Annotated in this window: 8 protein-coding genes; 3 read left to right on the forward strand and 5 right to left on the reverse strand. The window is 67.6% G+C overall.

Features of this window, described 5'->3' with window-relative positions:
* Positions 1 to 74 precede the first annotated feature (74 nt).
* Genes AAD027_RS02515 through AAD027_RS02535 form a run of 5 tightly spaced genes read right to left on the reverse strand, consistent with a single transcriptional unit; the run spans position 75 to position 5820 of the window.
* Positions 75 to 1163: an acyltransferase family protein gene (locus AAD027_RS02515; RefSeq protein ID WP_425605383.1), complete on the reverse strand. Its 1089-nt coding sequence runs from the start codon at positions 1161 to 1163 to the stop codon at positions 75 to 77.
* Between the two features lie 21 nt (positions 1164 to 1184).
* Complete coding sequence (nagA, locus tag AAD027_RS02520; RefSeq protein ID WP_341724430.1) at positions 1185 to 2333, reverse strand: N-acetylglucosamine-6-phosphate deacetylase; 1149 nt, start codon at positions 2331 to 2333, stop codon at positions 1185 to 1187.
* Entirely contained in the window at positions 2330 to 3394 is a 1065-nt protein-coding gene (locus AAD027_RS02525; RefSeq protein ID WP_341724431.1) for an SIS domain-containing protein, read from the reverse strand. Before AAD027_RS02525 ends, nagA begins: the two co-directional genes overlap by 4 nt.
* Positions 3391 to 4458: a LacI family DNA-binding transcriptional regulator gene (locus AAD027_RS02530; protein WP_341724432.1), complete on the reverse strand. Its 1068-nt coding sequence runs from the start codon at positions 4456 to 4458 to the stop codon at positions 3391 to 3393. Before AAD027_RS02530 ends, AAD027_RS02525 begins: the two co-directional genes overlap by 4 nt.
* 57 nt (positions 4459 to 4515) lie before the next feature.
* Complete coding sequence (locus AAD027_RS02535; protein ID WP_341724433.1) at positions 4516 to 5820, reverse strand: sugar MFS transporter; 1305 nt, start codon at positions 5818 to 5820, stop codon at positions 4516 to 4518.
* Between the two features lie 444 nt (positions 5821 to 6264).
* Between AAD027_RS02535 and AAD027_RS02540 the strand changes: the two genes are divergently transcribed.
* From AAD027_RS02540 to AAD027_RS02550, 3 genes are all read left to right on the forward strand, one after another.
* The gene (locus AAD027_RS02540) at positions 6265 to 7260 is read left to right on the forward strand and encodes a glucokinase family protein (protein WP_341724434.1); all 996 of its coding nucleotides are present in this window, start codon (positions 6265 to 6267) and stop codon (positions 7258 to 7260) included.
* A gap of 149 nt (positions 7261 to 7409) precedes the next feature.
* Positions 7410 to 10088, forward strand: a complete 2679-nt coding sequence (locus AAD027_RS02545) for a TonB-dependent receptor (protein ID WP_341724435.1) — start codon at positions 7410 to 7412, stop codon at positions 10086 to 10088.
* Between the two features lie 99 nt (positions 10089 to 10187).
* Positions 10188 to 12527, forward strand: a complete 2340-nt coding sequence (locus AAD027_RS02550; RefSeq protein ID WP_341724436.1) for a family 20 glycosylhydrolase — start codon at positions 10188 to 10190, stop codon at positions 12525 to 12527.
* Positions 12528 to 12652 lie beyond the last annotated feature (125 nt).

Below are 12652 nucleotides of genomic sequence, written 5' to 3' on the forward strand. Positions count from 1 at the left end.
GTTCCGGCTTGCGCCGGAATGACGGGTCTTTTTCTCGAATACCGGCCGCGCTTCTCGAAATCGTGCGCAGGTTCTCAGACCTTCAGGTACCAGCCGCGCCGGTCCATCCACGCCACGATGGCCCACCACAGCAGCACGAAGGACACGGCGAAGGCCAACGACGGCGGATAGGGACCGAAGCGCGGCGTCATCCAGTTTGCGAAGCCGTGCCGGTAGACCGGCTCCATCCAGCCGAAACCCGCCAGCACCACCACCATCGCCGCCGAACCCACGTAGGCGGCGATGGCATTGACGCCGAAGCGCCGCCCCAGCGCCGGCCAGCCACGGCGATCGATGGCGACGTGGCACAGCAGCAGCGCCAGCATCGCGCAGCCACTGGTGAACAAGGCGTACGACGACGTCCACAGGTTCTTGTTGATCGGCATCAACTGCGCCCACAACAGGCCCAGCGCGATGCACGACACGCCGCCGGCCAGCAGCGGCTTCAACGCACCGGCACGCAGCCATGCGCCGGCACGCAGGCCCAGCAAGGTGGTGGCGATGGCGGGCAAGGTGCTGAGCAGGCCTTCGGGATCGTGGCCGCGACCGCTGGCCGCATCCCACTGGTAGACCATCGGGCCGATCAACGCGGTATCGAGGCGGCTGGCCAGGTTGGCGAAGGGCGCGTAGCCGCCCGGCGCCAGCAGCGCCCAGTAGCCCAGCAGCAACGCGACGATCGCGGCCCACTGCACGCGTGGCTTCGCGTGGATCGCGACCATGCCGGCCACCGCGAAGCACACTCCTATCCGCTGCAACACGCCCCACGGCCGGAACCACGGCTTGTCCAGCAACCAGAACGCCAGCAGGTGCAACGCGAGCCCCAGCGCGACGATCTTGGCCGCGCGCCACCCTACGGCGCGCGCCAGAGCAGTGCGGGATGCGCCAGCTTCCACGCGCGGCACGATGCCCAGCGCGATCGACACGCCGACCACAAACAGGAAGAACGGGAACACCAGGTCGGTCGGCGTGCAGCCGTGCCATTCCGCATGCAGCAGCGGCGCATACACATGCGACCAGTCGCCGGGCGTGTTGACCAGCAGCATCGCCGCCACGGTGATGCCACGCAGCGCGTCGACCGAGGCGAAGCGACGAGGAGCAGGGATTCGGGATTGGGGATTAGGGATGGGCAATCGAATCACCCATCCCTAATCCCGGATCCCGATACCGCCGATCCAGGTATCCACCACGCGCAGGTCTTCGTCCAGCGCCACCAGGTCGGCCCGGTAGCCGGGCGCGATGCGGCCGTGCGATGCACCCAGGCCGAGGAACTCCGCCGGATACGTCGAGGCCATCCGCGCGGCTTCCTCCAGCGGCAGGCCCAGCAGATGCACGCTGTTGTGCACGGCCGTGGCCATGTCCAGCGCGGAACCGGCCAGGGCGCCGGCGGCATTGCGCACCACGCCGTCGATGGCGGTGATGGTCTCGCCGTACAGTTCGTAGCTCGGATCGTCCGCGCCCACCGGCGGCATCGCGTCGGTCACCAGGAACACCTTGCCCCGTGGCTTGGCCGCCAGCGCCACGCGCAGGCTGGCCGGATGCACGTGCACGCCGTCGACGATCACCCCGCACCAGCAGCCGTCGTCCTCCAGCGCCGCGCCTACCGCGCCCGGTTCGCGCCCCTGCAACGGCGACATGGCGTTGTAGAGATGGGTGAAGCCGGTGATGCCGGCGTCGATGCCGCCGCGGACCTGTTCGTAGGTCGCCGCCGTGTGGCCGGCGACGACGATCGCGCCGCGCTCCACCATCGCGCGGATGGTGTCGGCCGGCACCTGCTCGGGCGCCAGCGTCAGCAGGGTGACGCCATTGTCCAGCGACGTGGCCATGCGCACTTCGTCCGCGTCCGGCACGCGGAACTTGCCGGCATCGTGCGTGCCCTTGCGCGCGGGGGCGATGTACGGGCCTTCCAAGTGGATGCCCAGCACGCCGGGCACGGCCTGCGCGATGGCCTCGCGCGTGGCGGCGATGGCGCATTCCATCACGGCGGCATCGTCGCTGATCAACGTGGGCAGCAGGCCGGTGGTGCCGAAACGGCGATGGGCCTGCGCGATGGCGCGGATCGCCTCCACCGTGGTCGTGTTGTTGAACAGCACCCCGCCGCCGCCGTTGACCTGCGCGTCGATGAAGCCCGGCAGCAGCCATGCGCCGCGCAGGTCGCGCCGCATGGCATCGGCGGGAATGGCGTCCTCGGCGAGCAGATCGGCGATCCTGCCGTCCCGCATCAGCACCGCCAGGCCGGTGACGAAGCCTTCCGCAGTCAGGACGCGCGCATCGAGCAGGGCGACGGGAGCGCTCATACCGTTTCGGTGACCTTGTTGAGGTGCGGCGGCACGTCGGGATTGTGCCCGCGCCGCAACGCCAGCGCGTTGATCGCGCGATAGAAGCTCTGGATGGTCAGCAGCGGCGCGCAGGCCGGATGCGGGCCATGCACCAGCGGCAGGATCTCGCCGCGGCCGGCCCCGGGATCGCCCTGCTGCGCCGCCACCCACACCTGCGCGCCGCGCCCGCGGAACTCGCGCGCCAGCGCCAGCGTGCCGGCTTCGGTTTCATCCGGCTGCGCGAAGCACAGCACGGGGAAGCCCGGGCCCACCAGCGCCATCGGCCCGTGCTTCACTTCCGCCGAACTGTAGGCCTCGGCATGCAGTCCGCAGGTTTCCTTGAACTTCAGCGCGGCCTCCTGCGCGGCGGCCAGACCCAGGCCGCGGCCCAGCACGAACAGGTTGTGCGCATCGACCAGGCCGTCGGTGACCGGCGACCAATCGGCCTGCCACGCCGCGCGCAGCGCGTCCGGCAGTAGCGGCAATGCGTCGCGCAGCGGCGCTTCGTCCTTCCAGTGCGCGGCCAGTTGCAGGATCGCGGCCAGCGAGGCGAGGTAGCTCTTGGTCGCGGCCACGCTGCGCTCGGGTCCAGCGTGCAGCGGCAGCACCGTGTCGGCGAGTTGGGCGAGCGGCGAATCCTCCACGTTGACGATGGCGACCACGCGCGCGCCGGCATCGGCAGCGGCCGATGCGTTGCGCAGCAGGTCCGGGCTCTTGCCCGACTGCGAGATCACCACGTACAGCGCGCCCTCCAACCGCTGCTTCGCTTCGTACACCGAGCCTACCGATGGCGAGGCGGATGCGGTCACCAAGCCCAGCTGCGTCTCGAACAGGTACTTGGCGTAGGTGGCCGCGTGGTCGGAACTGCCGCGCGCGCAGGTCACCACGAACGGCGGTGGATTGCGGCGCAGGTCGGCGGCGAGTGCCTGCACGGTCGCTTCGTTGCGCGCGAACTGCGTGGCGACGACGTCGGCGGCCTGCGCTGCCTCCTGGTGCATCAGGGTCTGCGAGGGAGCCGGCAGCGGGGCGGATTCGGTCATGGGGGCGTGGGTTCGGGGCGTTCGGTGCGCGGGCGGACCGGCGCGGTGGAGCCGCGCACCACCAGCTGCGGCACGAAGCCCTGGTTGTGCACGGCGGCGGGGTGTTCGTCGTAGGCGTCCTGGCGCAGCCCGGCGATCAACAGGCGCGCGGCCTGCTTGGCGATGTCCTCGGTGGCCTGCTTGGCGGTGGTCAGCGGCGGCCACGACTGCTTGGAGAACGGGCTGTCCTCGAAGCCGGCGATGGACAGGTCGTAGGGCACGTTCATGCCGGTGGACTTGGCCGCGGCCAAGACGCCGGCGGCGATCTCGTCGTTGGAGCCGAAGATGGCGGTCGGCGGTTCGCGCAACGCCAGCAGCCGGCGCGCGCCGCGGAAACCGTCGTCGAAGGTGTAGTCGCCCGGCACCACCAGGTGCTTGTCCAGGGTGATGCCGTAGTCCTTCAGCGCCTTCTCGTAGCCGGCGTAGCGCTCGGTGCTGGAGCGGTGCGCCAGCCCGCCCCATAGGAAACCGATGCGCTGGTGGCCGAGCTGGATCAGGTGTTCGGTGATCTCATAGGCCGCGTCGCGGTCGTCCACGTAGACGCAGGCGTGGCCGTCCTCGGGGTCCTCGGTGGCGGCGATGATGCGCACCAGCTTCACCCCGCGTGCGGCCAGCGTGTTGACCAGGTCGGCGCGCTCGGACATCGGCGCGGTCAGCACCAGCCCGGCCAGGCGCGAACGCTGCACGAACTCCACCAGTTCCTCCGCCAGCAGCGGCGAGGTGGAATCCACCGGATGGATCTGCAGGCCGAAGCCGGTTTCCTTGCACGCGGCCAACACGCCGTTCTGCACGCCGATGATGTGGTACGGGTTGGGGTTGTCGTACACCAGCCCGACCACGAACGGCGTGCCGCTGCGCAGGTTGCGCGCGGACTGGTCCGGTTCGTAGTCCAGTTCGGCGATCGCGTGCAGCACGCGCGCGCGGGTGCCCTGCATCACCGAGGGCTCGTTGTTGATGACCCGCGAAACGGTCTTCAACGACACCTTGGCGCGTTCGGCGACGTCCTTGATGGTGGGTCTGCGCATGCTGGGTTCTGTCATGGTCTGCGAGTCCGCAATGATGCCCGGATTCCGCGCTCCCGTTCAGCCCCGCCGCGCCTTGCCGACGCGATGGCCGTGCAGGGCGAAGTACAGGATGTACAGGTAGCAGGGCACCGCCAGCGCGACGAACACCTGCTGGAAGTCGTGGTGCTGCTTCAACACCGCGAACAGCTGCGGGACGATCGCGCCGCCGGCGATGCCCATGATCAGCAGCGCCGAGCCGGTCTCGGTGAACCGGCCCAGCCCCTTGATGGCCAGCGGGAAGATGGCCGGCCACATCATCGCGTTGGCGAAACCCAGCGCGGCGACGAAGCCGACCGACACGTAGCCTTCGGTCAGGAACGCGCCGATCGCCAGCAGCACGCCCAGTACCGCCGAGACGCCAAGGTAGCGCTCCTGCGAGATGAAGCGCGGGATCGCCAGCAGGCCGATCACGTAGCCCACCAGCATCGCGAACAGCGTGTACGAAGTGAATATCTTGGTCCGGTCCAGCGGCAGGCCGAAGCCGTTGCCGTAGGTGCCGATGGCGTCGCCGGCCAGCACTTCCACGCCCACGTAGACGAACAGGCACAGCACGCCCAGCCACAGGTGCGGGAACTGCAGGATGCTGCGCTTGCCGGTGTCGCCCGTCGCGCCGGCCGCTTCGGCGTTGGCCTCGGACGATTCCACTTCCGGCAACGGCGAGAACAGGATGGCGATGGCCACGACCACCAGGATGCCGGCCATCACCAGGTAAGGCGCATGGATCTTGGCGGCGAACTGGTCCAGCAGCGTCGCCTTGGTCACCGCGTCGGCCGCTTCCACCTGCGCGGCCAGGTCGCCGATGCCGTGCAGCACCAGCGTGCCGATCACCAGCGGCGCCAGGATGCCGGCGACCTTGTTGCAGATGCCCATCAGCGCGATGCGCCGCGCCGCGCTTTCGATCGGACCGAGGATGCTGATGTACGGATTCACCGCCGTCTGCAGCAGCGCCAGGCCGCCGCCGATGACGAACAGCCCCGACAGTGCGCCCGGATACCAGCGTTGGGTGGAGAACTCGCCGAACAACGCCGCGCCCGCCGCCATCACGAATAGGCTGATCGCCAGTCCCTTCTTCATGCCGATGCGCTTGAGCAACACGGCAGCCGGCAGCGCCAGGAAGAAGTACGACAGGTAGAACACCATCAGCACCAGGAACGCGTTCACCTCGTCCAGGTCGAACGCCAGCTTCACGAAGGTGATCAACGGCCCATTGATCCACGTGAAGAAGCCGATGATGAAGAACAGCGTGCCGATGATGGCGATGGACGTCGCATGCCGCGCGGCGGCGGGAGACGTAGCGTGGAGCTGGCCGGATACGGCGGTCATGTCTGCGAACTCCCCTTGATACGTGGCGGGCCGGTCCCGGTGCCCGCGAAGGGGCATGTCCGTTATGGCCATGACTGGGAACAACGTTGTCACAAAATTTCCCGGCGGACTACCCGAAAGCCTTCCGCCACCCCTTCGGAAACCTCTCCGACCCATCCCGTTTCCATTGCGACGCAACATGAAGTCCTGTCGGACTTGAGCTTCATCGCCTTGAAAATGAACATAAATCTACAAATTCGGAGCAAATATGAAACTGAATACGGAGATTGTTTCCCAAGCGCACCAACTCCCGACCGCTCCTGCCCCTATTTCATGACAGAGTGTTGACAACGTTGTCAAATCACTTCCACACTCCGGCCGCATCGGGGTCGCCTTGTCGACCCGGCAAGCGGACATGTGGGGAGACGTGTGGTCGCAATCGCCAATCCATTGCCGAGGGGTGCCGTGAACCACGCGGGCGACGCCTTCATCGCCGCCGACGTCGGCGGCACGCACGTGCGCATCGGCCTGGTCCGCGGCAGCGCCGACCCGGCCACGCCGGTCAGCGTGCTGGAGTACCGCAAGTACGCCTGCGCCGAATACGCGGGGCTGGCCGACATCCTGCAGGACTTCCTGTCGCACCTGGGCGGCCTGCGCGTCGCCCGTGGCGTGATCGCCAGCGCCGGCTACCCGCTGGAAGACGGCACCGTCATCACCAACAACCTGCCGTGGCGCCTGTCGCCGGCCGAGATCCGCACCCAGCTGGGTTTCGACGACTTCCGCCTGGTCAACGACTTCGAGGCCGTGGCCCATGCCGCCGCGCAGATCGATGCCAGCCAGGTGCTGCAACTCACCGGCCCGGCGATCGCGCCGGCGCGCGGTCCCACCCTGGTCCTCGGCCCGGGCACCGGCCTGGGCGCGGCGGTGTGGATTCCCGCCGGCAAGCGCGCCGTGGTGCTGGCCACCGAGGCCGGCCAGGCCGCGCTGACCGCCGGCAACGCGCTGGAGATGGCGCTGCTGGCCGAAATGCTGAAGACCCGCACCCACGTGCCGATCGAGTACGCGCTGTCCGGTCCCGGCCTGATGAACCTGCACGCCGCGCTCTGCGCGGTGCGCGGCCAGGCCCATAGCTACGCCACGCCGGGCGAGATCACCGCCGCCGCGCTGGCCGGCGGCGATCCGCTGGCGCGCGAAAGCCTTGAAGTCTTCTGCGGCCTGCTGGGCAGCGTGGTCGGCGACATGGCGCTGCTGTACGGCGCGCAGGGCGGTGTGTATCTGGCCGGCGGGATCCTGCCGAAGATCCGCGATTTCCTGATCCAGAGCAGCTTCGTGCCGCGGTTCCTCAACAAGGGATCGATGCGCGAGGCGGTGGAGCGTATTCCCGTGAAGCTGGTCGAACACGGACAACTGGGCGTGATCGGCGCGGCCCGGTGGTACCTGGACCAGCAAGGCGGCGATTGAGCAAGGCAAGGCGCCGGGACAGGCGCGGGCGTTACCGGATGGTGCGCAGGCAATGCGCACAGCAACTCTTGCAGCACAGGCACCAGGCACGGCGGCGTAAGCGAAAGCGGATGTTGCCGAAACTCAAAAACAATGATGGGAGAGACATCATGAACTACCGTAGATCCATCCTTTCCGCCGCCATCGTGACGTGTCTTGGCGTGGCCGTGCAGGCCCAGGCCCAGGCGCAGGACGCCGCACCCGCCCCGCAGGCGACCGATCTCGATACCGTGATCGTCACCGGCATCCGCGGCAGCATGGAGAAATCGCTGGACACCAAGCGCGAGGCGAACTCACGCGTGGAAGTGGTGACCGCCGAAGACGTCGGCAAGCTGCCGGCCCACAACGTGGCCGACACTCTGCAGCGCCTGCCGGGCGTGAACATCAGCTCGTCCTCCGCCGACGAAGGCGGCTTCGACGAAGCCGACCGCGTCAGCCTGCGCGGCACTAGCCCCAGCCTGACCCAGACCCTGATCAACGGCCACACGGTCGGCTCGGCCGACTGGTTCGTGCTCAGCCAAGGCAGCAACGTCGGCCGCAGCGTCAGCTACACCCTGCTGCCGTCCGAGCTGGTCAGCTCGGTGGAAGTGCACAAGTCGTCGCAGGCCAAGCTGCAGGACGGCGGCACCACCGGCTCGATCAACATCATCACCCGCAAGCCGCTGCAGTTCGCCGACAAGATCACCGCCGAGGCCTCGATCGGCGCGGTCCGTTCGGACCAGGCCAAGAGCACCGATCCGCAGCTGTCGGGCCTGTTCAACTACAAGAACGACGACGGCACCTTCGGCGTGATGGTCCAGGCCTTCAGCCAGAAGCGCGAGCTGCGGCGCGAAGCGCAGGAAATCCCGGGCGGCTTCTTCCAGATCGGAGACACCGATCCGGCCGGCATCAGCAACCCGGACCTGGTCGGCGTCTATGCCCCGGGCCTGCTGGGTTCGACCCTGTTCGAACAGACCCGAGAGCGCAAGGGCGGCCTGGTCGAAGTGCAGTTCAAGCCCAGCGACGACCTGACCCTGGGCCTGAGCGGCTTCCGCTCGGACATGGATGCCAACAACTACAACCGCAACTTCATGTTGTGGGGTGGCAACTTCGCCAGGGCCCATGCGCCGGATGCCGGCTATGTGGTCAAGGACGGCGTGCTGACCAATGCCACGTATACCGGCGTGGCTGGCCAGGACTATGCGGTCTACGACATGATCTACCGCGAAGCCTCGGCCAAGAGCGAGTACTTCACCCTCGACGCCGACTGGCAGATCAACGACAACCTGAGCGCCAAGTTCCAGGCCGGCACTACCAGCGGCGAAGGCTCCACCCCGCGTCAGTTCATCGCCGAGGTGACCCTGGCAAACGGCGGCGGCGCCAGCTGGACCAGCCACGGCGCCGGCTCGCCGCTGGACTGGAACGTCGGCGGCGACATCAGCCCGGCCGGCGTCACCAGCTTCGGCACCTGGGGCAACCAGGAAGTGACCGCCAAGGACGACGAGGACTGGTTCACCGCCGACTTCACCCAGTATTTCAACAGCGGCGCACTCTCGTCGATCGATTTCGGCGTCCGTTACGCCGACCACAAGCGTGAAGCCCTGTCGCCGGAAGGCGCCAGCCCCGGCGATATCTGGCCCGCGCTGCAGAATGGCGCCACGGCCTCGTATCCGGGCGGTTTCGCCAGCGACATCGGCGGCGTCTTCCCGCGCGATCTGTGGTACTTCACCCCGGGCGCGCTGAAGGAAGCGATCCTCAACAACTCGACCTGGCTGTCCAACGACGATGGCCCGAACGGCCGCCACAACTACGGTGGCGAATGGAAGGTGGAAGAGAAGAACTTCGCCGCCTACGTCCAGGCCAATTTCGTCGGCGACACGTGGAGCGGCAACGTCGGCCTGCGTTACGTCGACATCGACCAGGACATCAACACCTACCAGGCAGTCGCCGACCCGGCCAACGCCGACGTGTCCAGCCTGTTCGGCAACTGGATCCGGACGTTCACCAACAACAAGCACAGCCGCATACTGCCGAGTGCGAACCTGAAGTTCGAGCTGGCCGACGACCTGCTGTTCCGCTTCGCTGCCTCGCAGACCCAGACCCTGCCGGACTACTCGGCACTGGGCGCCTCGAGCTGGGGTTCGGACCTGAACAGGACCGGTGGCGGCGGCAACCCGAACCTGAAGCCGGTGCTGTCCACCAACTTCGATGCCAACATCGAGTGGTATTTCACGCCACGCGGCCTGCTGTCCGTTGGTGCCTTTGCGATGGACCTGAAGGACTACGTCGCCTTCGGCACCGAAACGCAGATGCTGTTCAGCGAGCTGACCAACCAGCTCGAGGCCTACGAGGTCTCGGTGCCGGTCAATGCCGACGGCAAGGTCCACGGCCTGGAGGTGGTGTACGAACAGCCGATCGGCGATTTCTTCGGGATCAATGCCAACTACACCTACGCCGACGGCAGCACTTCGCACACCTGGGCCGATGGCAGCAACAACCTGCTGGGCACCTCGAAGGACACCTACAACGTGGGCGCCTATTTCGAGAACGACACCTTCGGCGCGCGGGTCAGCTACACCCGCCGTTCCTCGTTCCTGATCGGCCTGTCCGGCGCCAACCCGTACTACCAGGACGACTTCGGCTCCCTGTCGGCGGCGCTGAGCTACAAGGTCAACGACCACCTGAGCTTCACGCTCGATGGACTGAACCTCAACAACCCGACCATCAAGTACTATCAGAGCGCGGTCATCCCGACCTCGTTCTACAGCAACGGTCGCCAGTACTACTTCAACGTCCGCGTGAAGTTCTGATGCCGTCGATGTAAGGCAACGCTCTCCCTCTGCGGGCCTGGACTTGTCCGGGCCCGCTTTTTTTGGGCACTCTGCCCCGGCCGAACCCCGAGAGACCCGATGAAACGATCCTTCGCGTACCGCGCGCTGGCCCTGCTGGCCATCGTCCTCCCGTTGCTGGCGACGTCGGCCTGCGCGCCGCGCGCCGACGACGGCGCGGGCGACGAGAGCACCGTCGTCATCGCCCCCGCATTGCTGCCCGCTCCCGCTTCGATGGAAACGCGCAGCGGACAATTCACCGTGCAGACCGGTACGCCGGTACATGCCCAAGGCGATGCCGCCAGCCGCGTGGCGAACCGGTTCGTCGCCTACCTGGGCATGGCCGGAAAGCCCCAGCCGAAGCTTGCCGCCGGCGAAGGCGAAGGCGGCATCCGCTTCGCGATCGAGGCGACCAGGCCGGACGCCTCGCCCGAGGCGTATACGCTGGACATCGCCACCGACGGCATCACCGTGAAGGCCGCCGACGAGCGCGGCCTGTTCTACGGCGCGGTGACGCTGTGGCAGCTCATCGCCCAGGGGCAGGGCGAGCGCATCGTCCTGCCCGCGCTGTATATCGAGGATGCGCCGCGCTTCGGCTGGCGCGGCTTCATGCTGGATTCGGCGCGCCACTTCCAGTCGGTCGACGAGGTGAAGAAAATCCTCGACGCCATGGCGCTGCACAAGCTCAACACGTTCCACTGGCACCTGACCGACGACCAGGGCTGGCGCATCGAGATCAAGCAGTATCCCAGGCTCACGGAAATCGGCGGCTGCCGCATCCCCGCCGGAGACGGCGGCAAGGACCCGAAGACGGGCGCGCCGCGTCCGTACTGCGGCTTCTACACGCAGGACCAGATCCGCGACGTGGTGAAATACGCCGCCGAGCGCCACATCACCGTGGTCCCGGAGATCAACGTCCCCGGCCATGCGACGGCGGCCATCGCGGCCTATCCCGAGATCGGTACGATCGACACGCCATTGGTGCCGTCCAGCGAGTGGGGCGTGTTCCCCAATCTGGTCAACACCGAGGAAAGCACCTACCAGTTCTTCGAGAACGTGCTGGGCGAAGTGGTCACGCTGTTCCCCGGCGCCTACGTGCACGTAGGCGGCGACGAGGCGGTGAAGGACCAGTGGGAAGCCTCCGCCCGCGTGCAGCAACGCATGCGCGAGGTCGGCGCGAAGGACGAGATGGCGATGCAGGGCCACCTGGTCGAACGGCTCGAGAAGTTCCTGGCCGGGCATGGCAAGCGCCTGATCGGCTGGGACGAGATCCTCGAGGCCAAGTTGCCGGCCGAGGCCACGGTGATGTCATGGCGCGGCATCGAAGGCGGGCTGCAGGCCGCGCGCCAGGGCCACGACGTGGTGATGTCGCCCTCGTCGGAAACCTACCTGGACTACCTGCAGACCGACTCGCCCAACGAACCACCGGGCCGTCCCGCCACCATCACGCTGGAACAGGTCTACGCGTTCGAGCCGGTGCCGGCCGAGCTGGAAGACAGCCAGAAGCACCACATCCTGGGCCTGCAGGCCAACCTGTGGACGGAGCACACGCGCACCTTCGCGCGGCTGCAGCACAACGCTTTCCCGCGACTGGCGGCGGTGGCGGAGACCGGCTGGACACCGGCCGCGAAGAAGGACTTCACCGACTTCACCGCGCGCCTGCCGGCGCAGTTGCGACGCTACGACGCCATCGGCCTGGCCTATGCGCGCACGCCGTTCGAACCGTCCATCGCGGTCGAAGACGACCGTGCGGCCGGCACCGCACGGGTAACGCTGGGCAATGCGCTGGGCTACGCCATCCACTACACCACCGATGGCGGCGAACCCAACGCGCAATCGCCCAAGTACGACGCGCCGCTGGACATCGAGGTGCCCACCACGCTGCACGCCGCCGTGTTCGCGAATGGACGCGCGCTGGCGCCGGCATCCGTCTTCGACCTGAGCGCGGCGTCGATGCTCACCCGCACCGACGAGACGCTCTCCGTATGCCCGGACACCGGACGCCTGCTGCTGCGGCTGGAGGACGACGGCCCGGCCGACGGCGAGCGCGCCATCTTCAACGCCACCATCTTCTATCCCTGCTGGCAGTGGAACCAGGCCGACCTGGACGGCATCGCCTCGATCAAGGTACGCGCGGGCCGCATCCCGTACTACTTCCAGCTGGCGCACGACGAGCCGCACCGCACCTTCGAACCGGCGAAATCGCCGCTGGGCGAACTGGAGATCCTCGGCGGCGGCTGCAAGGGCCACACGCTGGCGACCGTGCCGATGCCGGCCGCGCCGGATGCGGACGGCTTCCTCGAACTGGATGCGCCGCTGCCGGCCGGTACCAGCGGCAAACAGGACCTGTGCCTGCGTTTCACCGGCGACACCCGCCCGCAGATGTGGGTACTGGACCGGGTGACGCTGCGACCGCGCTGATCGCCGCCGCTATCGTCGCTGCGGCACGCGCCGGGGCAGCCCGGCGCTTTTTCCGAGATATCCGGAATTTTGTGGGAGTTCGCGGGGAATCCTATATACCTGATACCTGTGCAAAGCATCGCGGC

It is taken from the genome of Pseudoxanthomonas putridarboris, assembly GCF_038321125.1.
GTDB classification, from domain to species: domain Bacteria; phylum Pseudomonadota; class Gammaproteobacteria; order Xanthomonadales; family Xanthomonadaceae; genus Pseudoxanthomonas_A; species Pseudoxanthomonas_A putridarboris.